Annotated in this window: 25 protein-coding genes; 14 read left to right on the top strand and 11 right to left on the bottom strand. The window is 63.6% G+C overall.

Annotated elements, in window-relative coordinates; all coding sequences use genetic code 11:
- Window positions 1-370: 370 nt before the first annotated feature.
- The 4 genes from sppA to EJ079_RS14295 all read left to right on the top strand — a co-directional run bounded on the left by sppA (window position 371) and on the right by EJ079_RS14295 (window position 3,123).
- Window positions 371-1,327 carry a signal peptide peptidase SppA gene (sppA, locus tag EJ079_RS14310; RefSeq protein WP_127269998.1) on the top strand — a complete coding sequence of 319 codons (957 nt, stop codon included), beginning with the start codon at window positions 371-373 and terminating at the stop codon, window positions 1,325-1,327.
- An 82-nt stretch (window positions 1,328-1,409) separates the two neighbouring features.
- Window positions 1,410-1,694 carry an integration host factor subunit beta gene (locus EJ079_RS14305; RefSeq protein ID WP_006200394.1) on the top strand — a complete coding sequence of 95 codons (285 nt, stop codon included), beginning with the start codon at window positions 1,410-1,412 and terminating at the stop codon, window positions 1,692-1,694.
- Window positions 1,695-1,751: 57 nt separating this feature from the next.
- Entirely contained in the window at window positions 1,752-2,120 is a 369-nt protein-coding gene (locus tag EJ079_RS14300) for a LapA family protein (protein WP_127809315.1), read from the top strand.
- A 37-nt stretch (window positions 2,121-2,157) separates the two neighbouring features.
- Entirely contained in the window at window positions 2,158-3,123 is a 966-nt protein-coding gene (locus tag EJ079_RS14295) for an ornithine cyclodeaminase family protein (RefSeq protein ID WP_127809314.1), read from the top strand.
- Here EJ079_RS14295 and EJ079_RS14290 read toward each other — a convergent pair.
- The 3 genes from EJ079_RS14290 to EJ079_RS14280 form a co-directional block, all read right to left on the bottom strand.
- Complete coding sequence (locus EJ079_RS14290; RefSeq protein ID WP_127271652.1) at window positions 3,120-3,557, bottom strand: EVE domain-containing protein; 438 nt, start codon at window positions 3,555-3,557, stop codon at window positions 3,120-3,122. The two genes, EJ079_RS14295 and EJ079_RS14290, sit on opposite strands and share 4 nt — an antisense overlap.
- Window positions 3,554-3,949, bottom strand: coding sequence for a VOC family protein (locus EJ079_RS14285; RefSeq protein ID WP_127809313.1), 396 nt, complete (start codon window positions 3,947-3,949; stop codon window positions 3,554-3,556). The genes EJ079_RS14290 and EJ079_RS14285 overlap by 4 nt, the downstream gene beginning before the upstream one ends.
- Before the next feature lie 71 nt (window positions 3,950-4,020).
- Window positions 4,021-4,713 (bottom strand): YafY family protein, encoded by a 693-nt coding sequence (locus EJ079_RS14280; protein ID WP_127809312.1) that lies wholly within the window; start codon window positions 4,711-4,713, stop codon window positions 4,021-4,023.
- A 135-nt stretch (window positions 4,714-4,848) separates the two neighbouring features.
- Between EJ079_RS14280 and EJ079_RS14275 the strand changes: the two genes are divergently transcribed.
- The 6 genes from EJ079_RS14275 (at window position 4,849) to EJ079_RS14250 (ending at window position 11,832) form a co-directional block, all read left to right on the top strand.
- The gene (locus EJ079_RS14275; protein WP_127809311.1) at window positions 4,849-5,943 is read left to right on the top strand and encodes a class I SAM-dependent rRNA methyltransferase; all 1,095 of its coding nucleotides are present in this window, start codon (window positions 4,849-4,851) and stop codon (window positions 5,941-5,943) included.
- Window positions 5,940-6,797: an RNA methyltransferase gene (locus EJ079_RS14270; protein WP_127809310.1), complete on the top strand. Its 858-nt coding sequence runs from the start codon at window positions 5,940-5,942 to the stop codon at window positions 6,795-6,797. The genes EJ079_RS14275 and EJ079_RS14270 overlap by 4 nt, the downstream gene beginning before the upstream one ends.
- A 13-nt stretch (window positions 6,798-6,810) precedes the next feature.
- Window positions 6,811-7,299: a signal peptidase II gene (gene lspA, locus EJ079_RS14265; RefSeq protein WP_127809309.1), complete on the top strand. Its 489-nt coding sequence runs from the start codon at window positions 6,811-6,813 to the stop codon at window positions 7,297-7,299.
- Window positions 7,300-7,356: 57 nt separating this feature from the next.
- Entirely contained in the window at window positions 7,357-8,346 is a 990-nt protein-coding gene (locus tag EJ079_RS14260) for an MDR family oxidoreductase (protein WP_127809308.1), read from the top strand.
- Window positions 8,347-8,484: 138 nt separating this feature from the next.
- Window positions 8,485-10,776: a PAS domain-containing hybrid sensor histidine kinase/response regulator gene (locus EJ079_RS14255; protein WP_127809307.1), complete on the top strand. Its 2,292-nt coding sequence runs from the start codon at window positions 8,485-8,487 to the stop codon at window positions 10,774-10,776.
- Window positions 10,777-10,956: 180 nt separating this feature from the next.
- The gene (locus EJ079_RS14250; protein ID WP_023812526.1) at window positions 10,957-11,832 is read left to right on the top strand and encodes a GNAT family N-acetyltransferase; all 876 of its coding nucleotides are present in this window, start codon (window positions 10,957-10,959) and stop codon (window positions 11,830-11,832) included.
- Window positions 11,833-11,909: 77 nt separating this feature from the next.
- Here the strand turns inward: EJ079_RS14250 and EJ079_RS14245 are convergent, their stop codons facing one another.
- Together EJ079_RS14245 and grpE are read right to left on the bottom strand one after the other, a co-directional pair.
- On the bottom strand, window positions 11,910-12,542 hold the full coding sequence (locus EJ079_RS14245; protein ID WP_127319279.1) for a trimeric intracellular cation channel family protein: 633 nt from the start codon (window positions 12,540-12,542) through the stop codon (window positions 11,910-11,912).
- A 119-nt stretch (window positions 12,543-12,661) separates the two neighbouring features.
- Entirely contained in the window at window positions 12,662-13,297 is a 636-nt protein-coding gene (gene grpE, locus EJ079_RS14240) for a nucleotide exchange factor GrpE (RefSeq protein WP_027161324.1), read from the bottom strand.
- Window positions 13,298-13,536: 239 nt separating this feature from the next.
- On the opposite strand from grpE, the gene EJ079_RS14235 reads away from it, so the two are divergent.
- The 3 genes from EJ079_RS14235 to EJ079_RS14225 all read left to right on the top strand — a co-directional run bounded on the left by EJ079_RS14235 (window position 13,537) and on the right by EJ079_RS14225 (window position 15,388).
- Window positions 13,537-13,737 (top strand): hypothetical protein, encoded by a 201-nt coding sequence (locus tag EJ079_RS14235; protein ID WP_127319283.1) that lies wholly within the window; start codon window positions 13,537-13,539, stop codon window positions 13,735-13,737.
- A 99-nt stretch (window positions 13,738-13,836) separates the two neighbouring features.
- A complete protein-coding gene (locus EJ079_RS14230; RefSeq protein WP_127397791.1) occupies window positions 13,837-14,214 on the top strand; it encodes a hypothetical protein in 378 nt (125 codons plus the stop codon).
- A gap of 151 nt (window positions 14,215-14,365) precedes the next feature.
- Window positions 14,366-15,388, top strand: coding sequence for a fatty acid desaturase (locus tag EJ079_RS14225; RefSeq protein ID WP_127273297.1), 1,023 nt, complete (start codon window positions 14,366-14,368; stop codon window positions 15,386-15,388).
- A 117-nt stretch (window positions 15,389-15,505) separates the two neighbouring features.
- Here EJ079_RS14225 and EJ079_RS14220 read toward each other — a convergent pair whose 3' ends face one another.
- The 6 genes from EJ079_RS14220 to cysG form a co-directional block, all read right to left on the bottom strand.
- Window positions 15,506-17,110, bottom strand: coding sequence for a GMC family oxidoreductase N-terminal domain-containing protein (locus EJ079_RS14220; protein ID WP_127809306.1), 1,605 nt, complete (start codon window positions 17,108-17,110; stop codon window positions 15,506-15,508).
- Between the two features lie 98 nt (window positions 17,111-17,208).
- Window positions 17,209-17,742 carry a DUF934 domain-containing protein gene (locus tag EJ079_RS14215; protein ID WP_127809305.1) on the bottom strand — a complete coding sequence of 178 codons (534 nt, stop codon included), beginning with the start codon at window positions 17,740-17,742 and terminating at the stop codon, window positions 17,209-17,211.
- 172 nt (window positions 17,743-17,914) lie between these two features.
- Window positions 17,915-18,679 (bottom strand): phosphoadenylyl-sulfate reductase, encoded by a 765-nt coding sequence (locus EJ079_RS14210; protein WP_127272509.1) that lies wholly within the window; start codon window positions 18,677-18,679, stop codon window positions 17,915-17,917.
- Window positions 18,654-20,324 carry a nitrite/sulfite reductase gene (locus EJ079_RS14205; protein ID WP_127272508.1) on the bottom strand — a complete coding sequence of 557 codons (1,671 nt, stop codon included), beginning with the start codon at window positions 20,322-20,324 and terminating at the stop codon, window positions 18,654-18,656. Before EJ079_RS14205 ends, EJ079_RS14210 begins: the two co-directional genes overlap by 26 nt.
- A 43-nt stretch (window positions 20,325-20,367) precedes the next feature.
- A complete protein-coding gene (locus EJ079_RS14200; RefSeq protein WP_027037731.1) occupies window positions 20,368-20,661 on the bottom strand; it encodes a DUF2849 domain-containing protein in 294 nt (97 codons plus the stop codon).
- Window positions 20,658-22,109, bottom strand: coding sequence for a siroheme synthase CysG (gene cysG / locus EJ079_RS14195; RefSeq protein WP_127809304.1), 1,452 nt, complete (start codon window positions 22,107-22,109; stop codon window positions 20,658-20,660). The genes EJ079_RS14200 and cysG overlap by 4 nt, the downstream gene beginning before the upstream one ends.
- Before the next feature lie 420 nt (window positions 22,110-22,529).
- Between cysG and EJ079_RS14190 the strand changes: the two genes are divergently transcribed.
- Window positions 22,530-22,979 (top strand): host attachment family protein, encoded by a 450-nt coding sequence (locus tag EJ079_RS14190; RefSeq protein ID WP_127809303.1) that lies wholly within the window; start codon window positions 22,530-22,532, stop codon window positions 22,977-22,979.
- Window positions 22,980-23,196 lie beyond the last annotated feature (217 nt).

Below are 23,196 nucleotides of genomic sequence, written 5' to 3'. Positions count from 1 at the left end.
AGCACCGCCTATAGGTGGGACGCCGGCGCTTTCAAGCAAGCACAAGCGCACGAAAACTGCAAAAATGTGACAGCCGCCTTTGTACAGACGAAAACGAGGTCCGCACAACTGCGTGTTCTCCATAGCAGAAACAGACACGCGGCGTAAAATTTATCCGCCGTCGGTCTCGTCGCCGACCTGGGGCGATTGCACAAACATGTGAGCAGACCAATACTTGTAGAGCGCCCAGCCCGGGCCGGTCGACTGTCGACGGAGATGGCCACCTCACGTCCAGGTGCTGACTTGTCTCGCCATACGCAAAAGAGAACTGCTTCCAGATGGGCGGATCATGGTCTAAAAGCGTCTCCTCCCGCCGACTGAAAGGCTGACCATGGCACTGAGAGCCGACGACCTGATCGACCGCCGCCGTTTGCGGCGCAAGCTGACATTCTGGCGCGTCGTCGCCATAGGCATCGTAGCCCTTGGGGTGATTGCGCTTTCAACCTGGTTCTATGGCGACGATTTCGGTGGCTCGACGGTCGACCATATTGCCAAGGTCAAGATCGAAGGCACGATCACCGAGGACGAGGAACTGATCAAGCGGCTGGAAACCATCCGTCTTTCATCGAAGGTGAAAGGCGTGATCCTGTCGATCGATTCGCCTGGCGGCACCACCGTCGGTGGTGAATCGATCTATGAAGAAGTGCGCAAGCTGGCCGCCGACAAGCCGGTGGTGGCGGAAGTCGGCACGCTCGCCGCATCGGCCGGCTATATGATCGCCAGTGCCGCCGATCACATCGTTGCCCGCAAGACCTCGATCGTCGGCTCGATCGGCGTGCTGATCCAGTATCCCGACGTCAGCGGCCTGATGGACAAACTCGGCGTCAAGCTGGAGGAGGTGAAATCCTCGCCGCTGAAAGCCGCACCCTCTCCCTTCAAGCCGACCAATGACGACGAGCGTGCCATGGTTCGCAAACTCATCCTCGACAGTTATAACTGGTTCGTCGACATCGTCGCCGAACGCCGCAAGATGACCCGCGAACAAGCGCTGGCGCTTGCCGACGGCTCGATATTCACCGGGCGCCAGGGCGTTGCCAACGGGCTGATCGACGCCGTCGGCGGCGAGGCGGTAGCGGTCGACTGGCTGGCGACCAAGGGCGTCGATGCCAAGCTCAAGGTCGTCGAGTGGAAGGATACCGAACAGCGCGGCGGCTTCCTGTTCTCGAAAGCGATGGCGCAAACCATCGGCAGTGCGCTCGGCCTGCCCGCCTACAGCGGCGACGTCATCCATGAACTCGGAGCCGACCGCTTGTTTCTTGACGGTCTCGTTTCCGTCTGGCACCCTTGAGACGCCGTTTGGGGCAAGTGAAAAAAGCAAATAAAATCATCCTCATAATTTTGACCGCACTGCTTTCACGGGGACCCGTCTCATGATCAAGTCCGAACTTGTGCAGATTATTGCCACGCGCAATCCGCATCTTTTCCTGCGCGACGTCGAAAACATCGTCGGCGCCATCTTCGATGAAATCACCGACGCCCTTGCCGAAGGCAACCGGGTCGAGTTGCGAGGCTTCGGCGCTTTTTCGGTGAAGAATCGTCCCGCCCGCACCGGTCGCAATCCGCGCACCGGCGAATCCGTCGAGGTCGAGGAGAAATGGGTGCCGTTCTTCAAGACCGGCAAGGAACTGCGTGAAAGGCTGAACGGCGGCAAGTAGGCGCGACGTCAGCGCCTGACGGCCTTTCGGACAGGCCAGCTTCCGACGGAAAACATCATGTTCAATCGCTTCATGCTCATCGCGATCTTCGTGCCCCTGGCGATCATCCTGATCGCACTCGCCGTTGCCAACCGCGAACTGGTCGCCTTCACGCTCGATCCGTTCAACCCCGGCAATCCGAAGCTGACCCTGACTTTGCCGCTGTTCATCTTCCTGTTCCTGGCACTCGCCATCGGCATGATCATCGGCAGCCTGGCAACCTGGGTCAAGCAGGGCCGCTATCGCAAGCTGGCGCGCCAGCGCGGCGTCGAAGCCGAGAACCTGCGCCAGGCGGTCAGCCGTGCGCCGGCGGTACCGCAAAGCCAGGCCCCAGGCTCCGCCCAAGGGTCCGCCCAAGGGTCCGCATTGCCGAAGCCGACCGCTTGAGCCGCCCGTCGGCGGTTTTGTCCCCACGGAGTTTTTCATGCTGACCATTTCGGCCGCAGAGGTCGACCATGCGCTGAGCTTTGCCGGGCTGGTCGAGACGCTGCGCACGGCGTTTCGCGACGGTGCGGTGCAGCCGGTCAGGCATCATCATACGATCGAGCGGCCAGATGGTGCCGCCTCCACACTGCTTTTGATGCCGGCCTGGACCGATCTCAACGCGGCGGGCACATCGACCGGCGGTCACGTCGGCGTCAAGATCGTCACCGTGTCCCCCGACAACAACGCCATCGGCAAGCCGGCGGTGATGGGACTCTACCTTCTGCTTAACGGCGCCACCGGCGAACCTGAAGCCTTGATCGACGGCCAGCGGCTGACACAGTGGCGGACCGCCTGCGCTTCGGCGCTCGCGGCCTCCTATCTCGCCCGCGACGATGCCTCGCGGCTGCTGGTGGTCGGCGCCGGCGCGCTGTCGCCCTTCCTCGCCAAGGCGCACTCGGCCGTACGGCCGATCAAGACCATCCGCATCTGGAACCGCACCCCGGCCAATGCCGAGAAAGTCGCCGCCGACCTGCGCGCCGAGGGTTTTGCAGCCAGCGCGGCGAGCGATCTCGATGCCGAGCTTGGGCAGGCCGACATCGTCTCCTCGGCGACGATCACGACGACGCCGCTGATCAAGGGCGCATTGTTGCGGCCGGGAACCCATGTCGACCTGGTCGGAGGCTTTACGCCGACGATGCGCGAGAGCGACGACGACGCGATCAGGCTTGCCCGCGTCTATGTCGACACCCGCGCCGGCGCCACCAAGGAAGCCGGCGACATCGTCCAACCGCTGGCCTCCGGCGTGCTGAAGCCGGAAACCATCGTCGCCGATCTGCACGAATTAGCGCGCGGCCAGAAGAAGGGTCGCGAGAGCGCTGGGGAGATCACGCTGTTCAAGTCGGTCGGCGCGGCGCTCGAGGATCTTGCCGCCGGCATTGCCGTCTACAAGGCGCTCACGGCCTAGTTCGCCGGTACAGCCATTTTGGCGCTCATCGCGTCGGCGATCACACGAAAATCGTGATCCCCGATTTCGAAAAGGCCAAAGCGAAGCTGATAACCCCAGTTCGACTTGGCCATGGTGAAGTCCAGCCTGTCGAGCAGCGGCTTGATCGGCGCTTCCTCGGCCTTGGCCCACGCCACATCGCGGCGGAAGGGCGTGAAGCCGGCGCCCATATCGCCCTGATAGGGCTCGCCTTCCCGCACGATGCCGATCGCGGTGAAGGCCCGCAGGCCATCTTTCTCGCCCAAAACAGTGTTCGGCGAGTAGTAGACGATGCCATCGCCTGGCTTGACGCGACGCAGCGGTGCCGCCTTGCCGTGGTTGACCTGCATGAAGCCGGCTGCGCGACCCCGCCGGACATGTTCGGCCGATGCCACCGCGATCCAGTACGCGCTCATTTCTGGTCACCATTGGCCTGTTCGCCATCGGACAGCCAATAGACGCGCAGGCGATGATTGTCGGGATCGAGCGCGACAAAAGTACGGCCGAAATCCATGTCGGTTGGCGTCTGCAGAATTGTCAGCCCGCGCCCGGACCAGTCGGCATGGGTGGCATCGACCGCATCGGGCGTATCCAGCGCAAAGACGATTTCGGCGCCACCGCCTGACATGGCGGCTGCCGGCTCCACCGTATGGCGCGACCACAGGCCGAACTTGAAGCCGGCATCGAGCACGAACAGCACGAAGGTCGGCGAACTTTCAACCGGCTCACGGCCGAGCAGCGCGCTGTAGAAGGCGCCGCTCTCAAGCGGCTGGTCGACATAGAGGATGACGAAATTCGGGATGGCCATATCTGCTCTCCAAGGTTCGGTGCTTCGACTTGGCGACCATAAGATGGGCTACTGTCAGATTATGGCAGCAGTCATCTCGAACCACGCGGCTTGTCGAGCGTTGCCCGCCATTCCTTGAGCAGCGCCTGGCGACGACGCGGATAGCGCGTGTCCGTTGCTTGGAGTTCGGCGATGCGATCGGCGCGAAAATGCCGGAAACCGTGCCGCATCTCGCACCACGCCACCACCACCCGCACCTTGTCGAAGAAGCCCAGCGCAAATGGCCACACGACACGCTCGGACGCAGCGCCGCCGGGGGCGCGGTAAAGAAAGCCGAGCTTGCGCTCGTTGCGGATGGCTTGCCGTACGAGGCCAAGGTCGATGGTCTCGATGGCCGTGGCGGGAGGGCCGACCAGCAGTGTGCTCGCGTCGAGATCCTCGCGCAGATCGTCCGGCAGGACCGCCGCGATCTTGGCCAACGCGTTGGCGGCGGCGGCAGAGAGACGCTGGTCGGGCTGCTTGGCGACCCAGCGCGAGCCGAGCACGATGGCTTCGATCTCCTCGTCGCTGAACATCAGCGGCGGCAGCATGAAGCCGGGCTTGAGCACATAACCGACACCCGCCTCGCCCTCGATCGGCGCGCCCTGGCCCTGCAGCGTCGCGATATCGCGGTAGAGCGTGCGGATCGAAACGCCCATCTCGTCGGCGAGCATGTGCCCGCTCACCGGCCGGCGATGCCGGCGCAAGCACTGTATGAGGTCGAGTAGGCGTTCGGAGCGGGACATCCGCTAGATTTGCCTGTTTCCTTGACATTGGTCCACCACGGCCAACCTGAACCGGAGAGGCCGACCTGTCGGAGTTGGTTGCGAAGCCGGTTGCCCTATGTCAAAAGCGGCCACGCCGTTCGGAGTTGCCCCCGCTTGAAGTCTTTTCGCGACAAACGCCGCGACAACCGTCCACATCCATCCGCGAAGGGTGCGGCGGACGTGTCACGTCCGCGTCCCGGCCAGGCTCCTGCCAGACCGGAAGCACCACCGCGCGAGCGCCATGAGTCGAAGACGGAAAGTCGTTCCGAACCGAACTCGGCCCCGCGCATCCTGGCCCGCCGCGAAGGCGCCCTGCCCACCGAACATCTTCCCGTGATCCTGGAAGTGGCGCCCAATGCCGATTATGCGCTGCTCGACAGCGGCACCGGCCAAAAGCTCGAACAATATGGCCCCTACCGTATCGTGCGGCCCGAGGGCCAGGCGATCTGGCAAAAGGCCTTGCCGGCAAAGGAATGGGAGCGTGCCGACGCCGTCTTCACCGGCGACACCGACGAGGAGGGCATCGGCCGCTGGCGTTTCCCCAAGCTGCCGCTCGGCGAGACCTGGCCGATGAAGCATGACGGCATCGACTATCTCGGCCGTTTCACCTCGTTTCGTCATGTCGGCGTCTTTCCCGAGCAGGCCTCCCATTGGGATCACATGGCCGGGCTGATCGCGGCGGCGAAGCGGCCGGTCAAGGTGCTGAACCTGTTCGGCTATACCGGTCTCGCCTCATTGGTGGCGGCTCGCGCCGGCGCCGAGGTCACCCATGTCGATGCCTCGAAGAAAGCGATCGGCTGGGCCCGTGAAAACCAGGAGATGGCCGGCCTCGGCAGCAAGCCGATCCGCTGGATCGTCGACGACGCGGTCAAATTCGCCGAGCGCGAGGAGCGCCGCGGCAGCCGCTACGACATCATCCTGTTCGACCCGCCGGCCTATGGCCGTGGCCCTAAGGGCGAGGTCTGGCAATTGTTCGAGGACCTGCCCGATTTGACCGATCTCTGCCGGGCGATCCTGACGCCGAAGCCGCTTGCCGTGGTGCTGACCGCCTATTCGATCCGCGCCTCCTTCTTCGCCATCCACGCCTTGATGCGCGATACCTTTGCCGGCATGGGCGGCAAGATTGAATCGGGTGAGCTGATCATCCGTGAAAAGTCCGCTGGCCGGGCGCTCTCGACCTCATTGTTTTCGCGCTGGGTGGCTGAATGAACGAGCGGCATGCAGGCGCACCTGGCCAGGTGAAGGAGGTCACCAGCCTCGCCAATCCGCTGGTCAAGGACATCAAGGCGCTCGCTCAGAAGAAATTCCGCGACCAGCAGAACGCCTTCATGGCCGAAGGGTTGAAGCTGGTTATCGATGCGCTCGATCTCGGCTGGCAGATCAGGACATTGGTTTTCGCCAAGGCCGGGCGCGGCAACGCGGCGGTGGAGAAGGTGGCCGCACGCACGGTTGCCGCCGGCGGCATGGTGCTCGAAGTGTCGGAAAAGGTGCTGGTCGCCATCACCCGTCGCGACAATCCGCAAATGGTGGTGGGCGTCTTTTCGCAAAAATTCCTCGCCTTGAAGGATGTCCGCGCCGACAATGGCGACGTCTGGGTGGCTCTCGACCGGGTACGCGATCCCGGCAATCTCGGCACCGTCATCCGCACCGTCGATGCAGTCGGCGCCAAAGGCGTCATCCTGGTCGGCGATACCACTGATCCGTTCTCCGTGGAAACGGTGCGCGCCACCATGGGTTCGATCTTTGCCGTGCCGGTGGCCAAGGCGACAACCGAGGCTTTCCTTACCTGGCGAGGCGGCTTCTCAGGGCTAGTCGCCGGCACCCACCTGAAAGGCGCCGTCGACTACCGCTCGGTCGATTTTTCACGCGGGCCCGTGCTGCTGATGATGGGCAACGAGCAGCAGGGACTGCCCGAAAGCCTGGCTGCGAGCTGCGACAGGCTGCTCAGGATTCCGCAAGCCGGCCGTGCCGATTCGCTCAATCTGGCCGTTGCCACCGGCATCATGCTGTTCGAGATCCGGCGCGGCGCGCTCAAGCTCGAGCCAATCCTGGACCAGCAATGAAGGTTGCCCGCCCGTGAGATCATGGTCTCCCTACGCACTGCTCGTCGTCGCGGCCATCGCGCTCGACCAGTGGGTAAAATACCTGGTCGAGGCCGATCTGCCTTTTCAGGAGAAGGTTGATCTGCTGCCCTTCCTGGCGCTGTTCCGCACCTACAATACCGGCATCGCCTTCTCGATGTTCTCGTCCTTCGGCGACACCGGGCTGATCGTCATCTCGCTTGTCGTCGTTGCTTTCGTGCTGTTCCTGGCGACGCGGATCGCGCCGTCCCAGATCCTTGCCCGCACCGGCTTTGCGCTGATCGTCGGTGGCGCTCTGGGCAATCTGATCGACCGCGCCGTCTACGGCCACGTCATCGACTACATCCTGTTTCACACGCCGGTGTGGTCCTTCGCCGTCTTCAACCTTGCCGACGCCTTCATCTCGGTGGGCGCGGCACTGGTCGTCTTCGACGAGCTGTTCGGCTGGGGACGCGAACCCAAAGCCAGGCCTTCCAAGGATTGACCCCGTGCGGCCATCGCCGCACAGTTCATGTCGCCAAACAAGATCGCGGAGAAAGACATGTCCGAAACCTTCAAAGCCATCCTCGTTTCGCGTGACGCCGAGAAAAAGCAGTCGGTCAACGTAACCGATTTCACTGAGGCCGACCTGATGGAAGGCGATGTCACCGTCGCGGTCGAGGCAACGACGGTGAACTACAAGGATGGCCTGGCGATCACAGGCAAGGCGCCGGTGATCCGCCGCTGGCCGCTGGTGCCGGGCATCGATTTCGCCGGCACCGTCGTCTCGTCCTCGCATCCCGACTGGCGCACCGGAGACAAGGTCATTCTGAACGGCTGGGGCGTCGGCGAAACCCATTTCGGCGCCTATGCAGGCCGTGCCCGCGTCAAGGGCGACTGGCTGGTGCCGCTGCCGCAAGGCATCAGCACGCATGACGCGATGGCCGTCGGCACCGCAGGCTACACCGCCATGCTCTGCGTCATGGCCCTGGAACGGCACGGCATCCTGCCCGATCGCGGCCCGGTGGTGGTGACGGGGGCGGCCGGCGGCGTCGGCTCGGTAGCGGTCTCGATCCTGTCCAGCCTCGGCTACCATGTCATTGCTTCCACCGGCCGCAATGCCGAAAGCCCCTATCTGATCGACCTTGGCGCCGCCGAAGTGATATCGCGCGACGAGCTTGCCCAGCCGGCCAAGCCGCTGGCCAAGGAGCGCTGGGCCGGCGGCATCGACGCCGTCGGTAGCCACACGCTGGCCAATGTGCTCTCGATGACCTCCTATGGCGGCGCGGTCGCCGCCTGCGGCCTGGCCGGCGGCATGGACCTGCCGGCCAGCGTCGCGCCCTTCATCCTGCGCGGCGTCTCATTGCTCGGCATCGATTCAGTGATGGCGCCGAAAGCAGTCCGCCTCGAGGCATGGCGCCGCATCGCCACCGACCTCGATCTGCAGAAGCTCGCCAGCCTGTCCAGCACCATCGGGTTCGACGGCATCGTCGATGCCGCGCGCGACATCGTCGACGGCAAGATCCGCGGCCGCGTCGTCGTGGATATGTGACTCCGCCCAACTGCCGGAAGGGATGGAATCGCCAGATCTGGTGGCAAACCCGCCGCGCCTCGGCAAAAAGCGCTCATCCGCTAAAATTCGAACGATCCGCCGCAATTTTCCATAATCTCTGTCTGGCAAGGATTTCGCATGATCGCGGAATCCGGCAGCCAACAGGCGGACACTGGCGACGACGTCGATGCGGTGCTCCCGCCGGCGTCGACGCGGCGCTTCGTCGCCGCGCCGCCGCTGGTGCCCGAGCCGGAATTCTCCAGGCGCGAAAGCCTGCCCTTTCTGACATTCGTCGCCATCGTGTTGGTGGCCGGGCTGGCGCATCTGACCGGGGCACCGATCTTCATCAGCGTCGCATTGCTGGCAACCGGCCTTGCCGGCCTTGCCCTGCATCTGCGCGCCAGGCGGAGCGAACATCGCACCTCCGCCCTTCTTGACGAAACCACTGCCCGCAGCCGCGCCGAGATAGAGACGCTGGCCGACCGCATGTGGGAGATGCAGGAGAGCGACGAGCGCTTTCGCGGCCTGATCGACGCGCTTGGCGATCTCGTCATCCATCGCGACCGCGACGGCTACATCGTCTATGCCAACAAGGTCTTCGCCGATCTCGTCGAGGTCGACCAGCGCGACCTTGCCGGCAAGACCCTGGCAGAACTGGGCATCGAGGTCGGCATGGTTCCCGATGCCGCCTTTTCCGACCATGAGTGTCTGAGTTCCACCGATGTCTCCATCAGCACGCCGAGCGGGCAGCGCTGGTTCTCTTGGATCGAACTGTCGGTGCGCGACAAGGACAGCGGCGCCGTTTCACACCGCGCCATCGCCCGCGACATCACCGCCCGCAAACGCGCCGAATCCTCGCTGATCACCGCGCGCGAACGGGCCGAATATGCCAGCCAGGCCAAATCGCGCTTCCTCGCCACCGTCAGCCATGAAATCCGCACCCCGATGAACGGCATCATGGGGATGGCCAGGTTGCTCGCCGACACCAGCCTGTCGCCGGAGCAGCAGACCTATGTCGGCGCCGTCTCGACCTCGGCCAGCGCATTGCTTGCCCTGATCGAGGATCTTCTCGACTATTCCAAGATCGAAGCCGGGCGCTTCGATCCCGAGCCGCAGCCGATGTCGGTGCGCGAGATCGCCGACAACATTATCGAATTGCTGGCCGCGCGCGCCTTCGCCAAGGATATCGGACTGGGTTGCCATGTCGAACCCGACGTGCCGCAATTGATCACCGCCGATCCGGGCAAGGTCAGGCAGGTGCTTCTCAACCTCATCGGCAACGCCATCAAGTTCACCGACAGCGGCGGCGTGCTGGTGAGCATAGCACGCGCACGCACCGAAACCAGCGACCGCATATGCTTCACCATCGCCGATACCGGTCCGGGCCTTCGTGATGCCGACCTGGAGCGCATTTTCGAGGAGTTCGAACAGGCCGACGGCACGTCGACACGCACGCATGGCGGGGCCGGCCTCGGCCTTGCCATCTCCAGGCGCCTGGTGGCCGCCATGGGCGGCACGATCTCGGTATCCAGCCGGCTCGGCCAGGGATCCGAATTCGTCTTCGAAATCCCTGCGATAGCGGCCACCGAAGCGCCACAGGGCCACCAGAATGCTCTCTCGGGCAGACGCGCGGTGATCCTGTCGAAGAACGCTGTCGAGGCCGACGCCATCGCCCGCACCATCCGCGCCAATGGCGGCGCGGTCGACATCGCCACCACTGCCGCACAGGCCGCGCCTTTCGCCGCCGGCTGCGATGCGATCCTGGTCGATGCAGCGATGGAAGAAGGCGACGGAAGGCTGCTCAAGCGCCTGCGCCAGAGCGGTTTCTCCGACTGTGAGGCGATCACGCTGATCGCCCCGACCGATCGCGGCATGCTTGGCGAGTTCCGCGCCAGCGGCTACGCAACCTTCCTGGCCAGGCCGGTGCGTGGCGGAACACTTCTGCGTGTTCTGCTGAGCAGCCATGCTCCGAGCCTCGGCCCGCCGCCGCCGGAAAAGCGCGGCGCACCGTCGCTGCGGGCCGTCGGCAACCGCCAGCGCGGCCTGTCAGTGCTGATCGCCGAGGACAATGACATCAACGCCATGCTGGCCCGCGCCACGCTGCTGAAGGCCGGGCATCGCGTCAAGGTGGTCGGCAACGGCAAGGCCGCCGTCGAGGCTGTCACCGGCGCCGCGCACAAGGACCGCTTCGACGTGGTCTTGATGGATCTGCACATGCCGGTCATGGACGGGCTGGACGCGATCGCCGCCATCCGCCGCCATGAGGAAGAAAGTGCCGTGCGGCCGGTGCCGATCATGGTGCTGTCGGCCGACAGCCAGGAAAAGACCCGTCATGCGGTGTTGGCCCATGGCGCCAGCGGCTTTGTCACCAAACCGCTCGACCCCGAAGCGCTGGTCAATGCCGTCGAGGGGCAGGTCGTCGCGGCCTGAGCTTTCCACCGCCATTCGGCACAGGCGATCACTTAAACGTAGCCGGTTGATCGTATTCGCCAGCCGACGAAGTATTGCCCATGACGTCGTATCACGGTACTGTCACAATCCTGTTGCACCTACACCGTATCCCCGTGCCAAGAGGGATGGCTCGAAGGAGAATCACTCGTGCATACAGTTATGCCGGAATGTGACACTCGGCCGAACGCCAGCAGCGCCTTGCTTGCCGGACGTAACGTCGATTCCGTCATAAAGGGCGCTGCGCTGGGCCGTATAGGCAATCTTGAAGTGCGGCTCGCTCGCAACGAGGCCGAGATCGCGGCCGCGCAGGAAGTGCGCTACCGGGTGTTCTACGACGAACTTGGCGCCAGGAAGGACCTGTTCCAGGCCCATGACCGCCGGGACGCCGACCGGTTCGATCCGCTCTGCGACCATCTGCTGGTTTTGGACACCACGCTTTCCGGTCCCGAACATCGCCGCATCGTCGGCACATATCGGCTGCTGCGGCAAGAAATCGCGGCCACGGCCGGTGGCTTCTATTCCGAAGGTGAATTCGAGCTGACCAAGCTCATCGCCCGCCACCCCGGCCAGCGTTTCCTTGAACTCGGCCGCTCCTGCGTTTTGCCGGAATACCGCTCGAAGCGCACCATCGAGGCGTTGTGGCAAGGCATCTGGGCTTACATCAATCATTACGAAATCGGTGTGATGACCGGTTGCGCGTCCTTTCACGGCACCGTGCCGGCGGCGCATGCCGAAGCGCTCACCTACCTCGCCCACCACTGCCGGACGAATTCGGCCTGGGACGTGCGCGCTGTGTCCGGGCGCTATTGCTCGATGGATCTGATGCCGATCGAGGCCGTCAATGCCAAGGCGGCGATCGCCGCGATGCCGCCTTTGGTCAAGGGCTATCTGCGCGTCGGTGCCCGCATCGGCGATGGTTGCGTCATCGATCGCGAATTCTCGACGGTCGATGTATTCGTCGTGATGCCGGTCAAGGAGATCGGCGCACGCTACGTCAACTATTATGGCGGCGAAGCCCAGCGCTTCGCTGCGTGACGCTGGCGAATAGAGAATAGCGGGAGCTATCTCGCTCAACCCCTATTCGCTACTCTCTATTCGCTATTCGCTTCCTTTCACAAAATATCTTCCGGCCGCCTGCCGGGTCGGCTCTTGTAGGACGGAAATGACCAGCCGAATTTGAGCGCACCACCGCGCACGAGGAACGCCGCCGCAAAGCCGGCGAGGTTCGAGGCGAGCGGCGGCAGTCCGGCAAGATCGCCAAGCGTGTAGAGGCCTGCACCCGCAAGGGCCGCCGTGACGTAGATTTCGGGCCTGAGCAGCACCGATGGCTCGCCCGCAAGGAGATCGCGCAAAATGCCGCCGAAAGTGGCGGTGAGCACGCCGGTGATGACGGACACGACCGGCGAGCCGGTAATCGCAAGCCCCTTGGCCGCGCCCATCACCGAAAAGGCGGCGAGCCCGATGGCGTCGAGCCAGAGCAGCCACTTCCAGCGCGATTCGACACGATGCGCGCTGAAGAAGACCAGCACCGCAACCGCGGCGCAGACCAGCACATAGCCGGAGTTGGCGACCCAGAAAACCGGCAGGTTGAGGATAACGTCGCGAAGCGTGCCACCGCCTATCCCGGTGACGCTGGCCAGGAACAGGAAGCCGATGATGTCGAGTTGCTTACGCGAAGCCGCCAGCGCCCCGGTCGCCGCGAAGACGGCGACACCGGCATAGTCGAGAAGCGCGATGGCATTCATGCAGACCAGGGGAGTAAGGGAAGAGGAGAATAGGAGAGTATGTTTATCACAAAGCCGCACCGTTGGTACGCTTCCCTACTCCCCTACTCCCTTACTCCCCTACTCCCTTACTGCCCTAACTACGCATCTTTCTCAGCCTGCTCATTCACCGGCCCCGGCTCAACCGGTGCTTCAGCGGCGGCGAACTTCGGACCACCCTTGGCGACGCCGACCATGGCCGGGCGCAGCACGCGGTCGCCGATCGAATAGCCCGGCTGCACGACCTGGACCACGGTGTTGGCCGGGACATCCGGATTGGGCACTTCGAACATCGCCTGGTGGAAATTGGGATCGAACTTCTCGCCTTCAGGCGCGAGCTTCTTGACCCCATGCCGTTCCAGCGCCGACAGCATGGCGCGCTCGGTGAGGTCGACGCCTTCGATCAGCGCCTTGAAGCCGGCGTCACCCGATGCCTTGGCCTCGGCGGGAATCGCATCCAGCGCGCGGCGCAGATTGTCCGACACCGACAACATGTCGCGGGCGAAATTCGCGACCGCGTAGGTGCGCGCATCGTGCACATCGCGCGCCGTGCGGCGACGCAGGTTTTCCATCTCCGCCGCCACGCGCAGCGCGCGGTCCTTCAGCTCCTCATTTTCCTTCAGCAGCCGCACAAGGGCTTCATAGTCGCCGTCGGTGCTGCCTTCCGTGCGCTCGGCTGCGGGCTCGGTCGCCTCGACTTCGTCGGGCGCGCGTTCGTCTTTTGCCTGGTCGCTCATCGCCGTTTCCCGTCAATCTCGAATGATGTGGATTTTGTGCCCGATATCGATGTTTGGCGGCCAAAAATCAAGGGGTAAGCGACTATGGAAGCCGCCGGCCAAGGCCGGACAATGACAGGCAAGACATTTCGACTTTAATTCAAATTTTACCTTAACCGCGGGCTTTGCTTGCCATACAGGCATGATGGGGGAACCATTCTCTTGCTGCAGGAGTTTCGAAGCCGACACAGGATTTTGAGATGATGACCCGCAACATGGGCGAAAAGGCAGAGGGGCTGGCCATCGAGATCAGGCGCCAGTTCGGCGCCGAGGCGGTGACCCGCTTTCTGCGCACCTTGCCGGCCTTCCGCACCGAGGCCGACATCCCCGATCGGTTCAGAGAACTGCTCGACCGCCTCGATGGGGCGGAGCGCGGTGACATCGGCTGGCGCCGGCCGTAACGCAACAATCGATCTTGGCAGCAAACCTCCTATCGGCAATAGCCGGGGAGAGCCGAACCATCTAAGGATAGATGTGTTGTGGTTCAATGGAGGACGTAAATGCGCAAGGTTTCGATCACCTCATCGCTGATAGCGTTTGTCGGCCTCGGCGCCCTCACCTTGGCGGCCTTTCCGGCACAAGCAGACAATCTTCAGCTGCAATTGGGCAAACATGGCCCGCGGCTGAAGCTCATGGAAGATTGCGACCCCGCCTACGACGATTGCGAAGGCCCCCGTCGCGACGATCGGCGCGACCGCCGTCAACGAGGCTGCACGGAAGACCGGGCTCTCGACAAGGCAGACCGAATGGGCATCCGCCGCGCAAGGATAGAGTCCGTCGGCCGCCGGGAGATCACGGTCCGCGGCAGACAGGGCGGCGACCGCGTGCGCGTGACTTTTGGCACCGAGCGCGGCTGCCCTATCCTCGATCGCGAATAGCGATCGACCAGCGGAAAACCGACGCTCAGAGCCATCAGCAGGTCGATTTGGCGGGTTGGCAGGCTCGATCGCCAAGCCACGCGACAATTACGCACAGTAATTTTGCGTGATGTTGCCTTGCGGCGGCGAGGCGCCCCGCCTATGCTTCCTGATGAACATGATTTCCCCTGAGGCGGTCGCCAACAGCAAGCGCGCCTGGTTGAAGATTCTCGCCCGCTACAAGAAGCCTGACAGGCGGCGCAGCGCCGTCGAACTCGCCATCACCCTCATTCCATTCGCCATACTCTGGGGGCTGTCTTCGGCGGCTTATGCCTATGGCCATTGGTGGGGACTGGTCCTCATCCTCCCCGCGGCCGGGTTTCTGGTGCGCATCTTCATGATCCAGCACGATTGCGGCCACGGCTCCTTCTTCGCCAATCGTTACGCGGACGACTGGATTGGCCGCGCGCTCGGCATCCTGACGCTGACGCCCTACGATTGCTGGCGGCGCGCCCACGCGACGCACCACGCCAGCGCCGGCAATCTTGACGAACGCGGCATGGGCGACATCCGGACGCTGACCGTTGCAGAATACCGGCAGATGTCGTGGCGGGGCCGCCTCGCCTATCGTCTCTATCGCCATCCGCTGGTGATGTTCGGGCTCGGTCCGATCTGGCTTTTCATCTTCGAGCAGAGGCTACCCGTCGGCATGATGCGCGGCGGCCTGACCCCTTGGGTGTCGTCGATGACCACCAACCTTGGCATCGCGGTCGCAGCAGCCGTCCTTATCTGGTTCGTCGGCCCGGGCGCTTTCCTGGTGGTTCACCTGCCGATCGTCATCCTCGCCGGTTCGGCCGGCATCTGGCTGTTCTACGTCCAGCACCAGTTCGAGGAAACAGAATGGGCGAAGGATGCCGACTGGGAATTCCAGCACGCCGCCTTGCACGGATCGTCGTATTACGATCTCCCGCCGGTGCTGAACTGGCTCACCGGCAACATCGGTGTCCATCACGTCCATCACCTCTCGGCCAAGGTGCCGTGCTACCGGTTGCAGGAAGTGCTGCGGGATTATCCCGAGTTGCGCGACATCGGACGGGTTACGCTGCTCGAAAGCTTGCGCTGCGTCAAACTGGCATTGTGGGACGAAAACCGCCGCAAGCTGGTGTCGTTCCGCGAGGCACGGGCGGCGGCTTAAGCAATTCCAGGAGAAGTGTGAACGGTTTTCCAGGGAAAACGCGTAGCGTTTTCCCTGGGCAATTGCGTCACAACAAAAAGACCGCCGCGCCATGGGCGCCGCGGCCTGGAGCTCCGATCAGGCAGCCCTGATCATGTCGGCGGCCTTTTCGGCGATCATGATGGTTGGGGCATTGGTGTTGCCACCAATCAGTGTCGGCATCACCGAGGCGTCCACGACACGCAAGGCTTCAAGCCCGCGCACCTTGAGTTGCGGATCGACCACCGCCATCTCGTCGACCCCCATCCGACAGGAGCCGACCGGGTGATAGACCGTGTCGGCGCGGGTACGGATATGGGTCATCAGATCGGCATCGCTCGGCTCGCCGGCGATGTGCATTTCCTTGTGCCGGTAGCGCGTCAGCGCCGGCGAAGCCAGCACCTGCCGGGTGATCCTCACGCCTTTCAGCAGCAGTTCCGCATCGCGCTGGTCACCGAGAAAGCGCGGATCGATGCGTGGCGCGGCAAGTGGATCGGCGCTGGCCAGCCCAACCTCGCCACGCGAGTGCGGCCGCAATATGCAGACATGACAGGAAAAGCCGAAGCCGTAGTGCAGCGTGCGCGCATGGTTTTCGACCAGGCCGATGACGAATTGCAGCTGCAGGTCAGGGCGCTCAAGCGCCGGGTCGGATTTGACGAAAGCGCCGCTCTCGGCCGACGGCGAGGCGATCAGCCCGGTTCCATCCCGCCGCCACTGCGCGATGTGCCTGAGGAAACCCCACGCGCCGCGCGGGCTCATACCGAGCATATCGGTGTCCTTCGATCTCCAGCCGACGATAAAATCGAGGTGGTCCTGCAGGTTCTTGCCGACGCCCGGCAATTCGTGGACGACGGGAACGCCATGCACGGCAAGTTCGGCCGCCGGGCCGATACCCGACAGCAACAGAAGCTGCGGCGAACCGAAGGCACCACCGCAGAGGATCACCTCGCGCGACGCCTGTGCCACTGCCTCGCCTTTGCGCGTCCGGTAGCGGATGCCGGTGGCGCGCTTGCCGGCAAGGACGATGCCTGTGGCGTGCGCCCGCGTGATCACGGTCAGATTGGTCCGCTGCATCACCGGATGGAGATAGGCGGCGGCAGTCGAACAGCGCTCGCCATTACGGGCGCCACCGGCAAACTGGGTCACCTGGAAATAGCCGGCGCCCTCTTGTTCCGGTCCGTTGAAATCGTCCGAGGCGCGAATCTGGTTTTCGGCACAAGCCTCTATGAAGGCCTTGGCGATCGGCCTCGGCGAGCGCTGGTTCGACACTTTCAGCGGGCCGTCCCCGCCATGCAAGGCATCAGTGCCGCGCTCATTGCCCTCGGCGCGCCGGAAATAGGGCAGAACCTCATCCCACGACCAGCCCTCGCAGCCCAGATTTGCCCATTCGTCATAGTCGCTGTGATGGCCCCTGACATAGAGCATTGCATTGATGGCGCTGGAGCCGCCCAGCGCCTTGCCGCGCGGCTGGTAGCCCTTGCGGCCGCCAAGACCTTGCTGCGGCACGGTTTCGAAGGCCCAGTTGTTGATCCTGGGCCGGCCGGAAAGCATGCCGATAATGCCAGCCGGAGCACGGATCAGCATATCCCTGCCCTCGCCGCCAGCTTCGATCAGGCAGACCGTTTTCGATGGATCTTCCGAAAGCCGCGCGGCAAGCGCACAGCCGGCGGACCCACCGCCGGCTATGACATAGTCGTAACGCATGAAGACCCCTCCCCGATCGTTCCACGGATTTTCCATCCGGATGATCAAGAGAAGGCCTGAACACGGCTGATGTAAAGACGCGCGGAATTACCGCAACGTCAGCTGCTGCGAACGCGTCGCCAGGAGTATTTCGGGCCTTTTGGTTCCGGCACGGCGGCTGGCTGGTAGTAGAGCCCCAATCCGCCGGTGCGGCCCTCCTCCAGGCGCTTCAACAGCACCGCATTGGAAATCTCGAACTCGTCGAAGCCCAGCCGCAGCATATGCGGCAGTTGGTCCACCAGCACCTGGCCCGTGGCGCGAACGGCACCTTCGAAATGGTAGCGGCCGCGCAGCAGTTCTCCCTTGGAGAAGGAGCGGCCGTCGCTGAAGGCCGGGAAGGCCAATGCCACCAGCGACAGCTGGTCGAGCAGGTCGGCAATCTTCTCGAGCTGATCACCAGGCTGCAGCAGGACGCCGAGCCGTTCCTTGGCCGAGCGGCGCACCTCCGGATCCAGATCGAGGAAGACTTGCAACGGCAGGATGAAGCGGCCGTTGCCGGACAGCGCATCGGCGCTTTCGGCATGCGTCCACTCATCGTCGTGAAAACCCGCAGGGGTCCAGAGTCGGGTCTCCGGTGTCGTCGGTTCAGTCATCAAAAAGTTCCTAAATAGTCAAACGAACCAAGGATGTGTTGAGATTCAGGTCAGGCTGAGTCGAAAATGGCAGCTTCCGAGAACCGGAGCGGAGCGTACTTGAAGTACGTGAGCACCGGAAGCGCAGGAAGCTGCCGTTTGCAGGCCAGCCTCACCTGAATATCAGCATATCCTAAAGGGATGCGTCGGTCAGCGACTTCTCCAGCCCCGACAGGTGAATGCCGCACTCGGTCTTGGCGTGACCGGCCCAGCGGCCGCTGCGCGCGTCCTCGCCCGGCTGCACCGGCTGCGTGCACGGGAAGCAGCCGATCGACAGATAGCCATAGGCGACCAGCGGATTTTCGCGCAGCGCATGCGCGCGCATGTAGTCCGCCTGGTCCGATGTCGTCCAATGCGCCAGCGGATTGATGCGGATGCGCGGACCGACCGCCTCGAACACCGGCAGCGCCGCCCGCGTCGCGGCCTGAAAACGCTTGCGGCCGGTGAGCCAGGCACGAAATGGCGCGACACCGCGCGCCAGCGGCTCCACCTTGCGCACGTCGCAGCAGGCGTCGGTGTTGCTCTGATGCAGATTGCCCGTCGGATCGATCCGTTCGAGTGCTGCTTCCTCGGGTTTGATCACCCTTATGTTGGTCAGCCCGAAATCGGCGGCGAGCGCGTCGCGATAGCCGAGCGTCTCCTCGAAATGCTTGCCGGTGTCGAGGAAAATGACCGGCAGCGTCCGGTCAATCTTGGCGATCATGTGCAGCAGCACAGCCGAATCCGCGCCGAACGACGACACCGCCGCGATCTCGTCGAGGAACAGTTCGCGGGCCGAGCGTTCGATGATCTCGATCGGCTTCAGATGACCATAGAGCGCATCGAGCCCCGCCGCTTTGGCGGCGATACCGTCATCGACGTCTCCGATACGGTCAAGCGGCCTTGGCTTCGCCAGCATAGAGCGCCTCCTTGAACGGCGCGGGACCGACTCGGCGGTAGGCGTCGATGAATTTCTCTTGCGGGTCGAGCCGGAGGCCGAGATAGGTCTCGACGATCTGCTCGATGGCGTCGGTGATCTCTTCCGACGAGAAGCCGCGGCCGATGATCTCGCCGACCGAGGTGTTTTCGTCGGCCGAGCCGCCCAGCGTCACCTGATAGAGCTCAGAGCCCTTCTTCTCGACCCCGAGGATGCCGATATGGCCGACATGGTGATGACCGCAGGCGTTGATGCAGCCGGAGATCTTCAGCTTCAGTTCGCCGATCTCGCGCTGCCGCTCAAGCGAGGCGAAGCGGCGCGAGATTTCCTGCGCGATCGGGATCGAGCGCGCCGTGGCCAGCGCACAGTAGTCGAGGCCCGGGCAAGCGATGATGTCCGATATCAAATTGGAATTGGCCGTCGCCAGGCCGATGCCGACCAGCGCATCATAGACCGCCTTGAGGTCGGCGCGGGCCACATGCGGCAGGATCAGGTTCTGCTCATGGCTGACGCGCAGTTCGTCAAAGCCATATTTCTCGGCGATGTCGGCGATTGCTTCCATCTGGCTGTCCGAGGCGTCGCCGGGCACCTCGCCGATGCCCTTCAGCGAGATCGTCACCGCCGCATAGTCGGGATGGCGGTGCGTCACGACATTCTGATCGAGCCACTCCGAGAACCCCTTGGAATCGAGCCGCGCCAGCTTGACCGCTTGGTCGCCTTCCGGCCGTCCGGCGAGCACCGGTGGCGCGAAATAGGCCTCGATGGCGCGGATGTCGGCTTCCGGCAGCTTCAGCTCGGCGTCCTTCAACTCCTGCCACTCGGCCTCGACCTGGCGGGTGATCTCCTCGACGCCGGTCTCATGGACGAGGATCTTGATGCGCGCCTTGTACTTGTTGTCGCGGCGGCCATAGAGGTTGTAAACGCGCAGGATCGCCGTGCAGTAGGACAGAAGGTCGGCTTCCGGCAGGAAGTCGCGGATCTTGCGGGCAACCATCGGCGTGCGGCCCTGGCCGCCGCCGATATAGACGGCGAAACCGAGTTCGCCGGCGGCGTTCTTCTTCAGGTGCAGGCCGATGTCGTGGGTCTGAATGGCGGCGCGGTCGCGCTCGGCACCCGTCACCGCGATCTTGAACTTGCGCGGCAGGAACGAGAATTCCGGATGCACCGACGACCACTGCCGCAGGATTTCCGCGTAGGGACGCGGATCGGCGACCTCGTCGGCGGCAGCGCCGGCGAAGTGATCGGCGGTGACGTTGCGAATGCAATTGCCGCTGGTCTGGATGGCATGCATCTCAACGCTCGCGAGATCCGCCAGGATCGCCGGAATGTCCGACAGCGCCGGCCAGTTGAACTGGATGTTCTGGCGGGTGGTGAAATGGCCATAGCCCTTGTCGTATTTGCGGGCGATGTGACCAAGCATGCGCAACTGCTTGCCGTTCAGCGTGCCGTAAGGCACCGCGATGCGCAGCATGTAGGCATGCAGTTGAAGATAGACGCCGTTCATCAGCCTCAATGGGCGAAACTGGTCCTCGGTGATCTCGCCGGCAAGACGACGCTGCACCTGGTCGCTGAACTCGGCGACGCGGGCCTGGACAAAATCGTGGTCGAACTCATCGTAACGGTACATGCTTGGTCTTTCAGGGCGCGTCCGCCCATGCCTGGTGTCTTGGTTATGCTGCCCGCGCAGCCTGCTTGCCGAGATCGTTGCGGATGGTCGGGCCGGCGGCGCGGATCTTCTCGCGCAGCCGCACCGGTTGGACGACACCGTTGACGACTTCAGCGTCGATCAAATTGACGTCGACCACTTCGTTGGCGGCATAGGCCTTGGCGCCGATCGCCTCGAGCCTGTCCTCGGCTGCCTTGTCGTGGGCGAGGTCAGCATGGTCCACCGTCTCGGCCCAGCCGCCGTCGGCGTACCAGACGGCAATGCCGTCGGTGAGGCGGTTGGCGGTCAGTATCTTCATTGCTGAACTCCTTCGGCGATCGAACTGGACGCACCTTCATGCCTGTGTGCCGCCAGCGGCTCGGATCGCTCAAAGTTGGCGCCGGCGACCGCATCGCCGATGATGGTCATGACCGGGCCGGAAAGATCGGCGCGCGCTTCCAGCGACGGCAGGTCGGCAAGCGTGCCGTGGAAGCGACGCCGGTTGGCGAGGCTGGCATTCTCGACCACGGCCACCGCGGTGTCCGGCGACAGACCGGCCTCGATCAGCCGTCCGGCAACCTCGGCGGCCACCGAGCGGCCCATATAAACGGCGACGGTGGCGCCGGAAATGGCGAGCTTGGCCCAGTCGGGCAGCGAATTGCCCTTGAGGTCGTGGCCGGTGGTGAACACCATCGACGAGGAGACACCGCGCAAGGTCAGCGGCAGTTCGAAATCGGCGGCGGCGGCAAAGGCCGCGGTGACACCCGGAACCACCTCATAGGCGATGCCGGCATCACGAAGTGCGGCCATCTCTTCGCCCGCCCGGCCGAACACCAGCGGATCGCCTGACTTCAGCCGCACGACACGCTTGCCTTCACGGCCAAGCTCGACCAGCAGCGCATTGATCTCAGCCTGGCTCTTGGTGTGGCAGCCCTTACGCTTTCCGACCGGCAGGCGCTCGGCATCGCGGCGCCCCATGGCAACGACCGCCTCGGGCACCAGCGCGTCATGGACGATGACATCGGCTTCCATCAGCAGACGATGGGCCCGCAAGGTCAAAAGATCCTCGGCGCCCGGACCGGCGCCAACCAGCGCGATGTGACCGCAAGCGGGCGTGTCCGACAGCAGAAGATCGACGGCAGCGTCATGCGCCTGCGAAAGCTGGCCGGCTTCGGCCGCGCGCGCAGGAGCGCCAGAGAAGAAATCATTCCAGAAGCGGCGGCGGGCATTGCCTTTCGGCAGCAGCTTCTCGGCAGCCCCGCGAAACGACGCCGCAAGAATTGCCAGCGGCCCGAGCGACGGCGACAGCATGCGGTCGATGCGGCCGCGCAACATCTGGGCAAGCACCGGGCCTGCACCTTCGGTGCCGATGGCGATGGCGACCGGCGCGCGGTTGACCAGCGCCGGGGTGAAGAAATCGCAAAGCTCAGGCCGGTCGACGGCATTGACCGGAATGCCTAGGCGGCGCGCATCCGCAGCCACCCGACGGTCGAGTTCCTCGTCGCCGCTGGCGGCAAACACCATGATCGCGCCTTCGAGCTGCGATGCGTCGTAAGCGGCGGCAAAATGGCTCGCGCCGGCCTGGGCGATGAAGGCGAGCAGGTCGGGCTCGGCGTGTTCCGCGATGATCCGCAGGACCGCGCTCGACTGTCCGATCAGCCGCGCCTTGGCCAGTGCCTCTTCGCCGCCGCCAACGATGGCCACGGCTTCGCCCTCGACCCGCATGAACACGGGGAAGGCGCTGAGCTTGGGAGCAGTGTGCGACATGGACGCGAGCGGAATCCTGAATGAGCTTGCAGTTCTACGCGCGGGCGCGAGAAACCAGAAGGAACGCACTCGCGCATCCCTTGTCGGGATGCAATTGCTTTTCTGAAAGCATCCCAGCCAAGAGAAAAATATTTCTCGTTTGCAGATGGAGCGGATTCAAGCTGCTGTCGCAGGCCTTGTTTTCCGGGTCTTTTAGCGCCCGGGGAGAAAAGCCGCAAAACTGTTTTTTCTAAATTCTACCAAATTAGTAGATTAAAGCCGCGAACTCTGGATAGCCAGAATGTTCAACGCTGACGCGGCGGCCGACTGGAACATTAGTGGCTCGGGGCGCGTTCTCAAAAGGCCTGTCATATCGGATCGAAACCCCGGCTGCGGAACGCCACGAAAGGCCACCACGCGGCTGAAAAGGAGCCTGTCATCATGAACACAATCATACTCAAGCACGGTATCTGGGTCATGGTGGCCGATGGCGAGAAGGCGCTTTTCCTCAGGAACGCCGGCGACAACAAATATCCGAATCTCGAGGTGGTGCAGGAAATACAGCAGGACAACCCGCCCACCCGCGAGCAAGGCAGCGACAGCCCGGGCCGGTACAATGATGGTCCCTCCGTACACCGCAGCGCAGTCCAGGATACGGACTGGCACCGCATCGGCAAGGAGCGTTTCGCCGATGAAATCGCCGCCCGGCTCTACAAGCTCGCGCATGACGGCGAATTCAACGAGATCGTGCTCGTCGCACCGCCGGTGGTGCTTGGGACAATGCGCAAAAAGCTGCACAAGGAGGTCGAGGACAAGGTGACCGCCGAAATTCCCAAGACATTGACCAACCATGCCATACCGGAAATCGAGGCCCTGCTGCGGGCAGGCTGATCATTGTCGATCGGCCCTGACGGATCGAGACGAATAGCACCGCACAAATTCCGATCCGGCCGGCAGCTTCTCAGCTGCCGGTCAAATTTTTGCGGCAGCGCCGTCGATTTCACGGATTCGCGGGTTGCATCGCCGACATACCATCCACCATATTGCCAAACAGGCGGCGGCTTTGGGCGGCGCTCATCCAACATCGCTGTTTTTGAAAGGCGCTCCA

Origin of the sequence: Mesorhizobium sp. M7A.F.Ce.TU.012.03.2.1 (assembly GCF_004006095.1) — a bacterium.
Taxonomy (GTDB): domain Bacteria; phylum Pseudomonadota; class Alphaproteobacteria; order Rhizobiales; family Rhizobiaceae; genus Mesorhizobium.
This window is presented reverse-complemented; position numbering and strand designations above follow the sequence as displayed.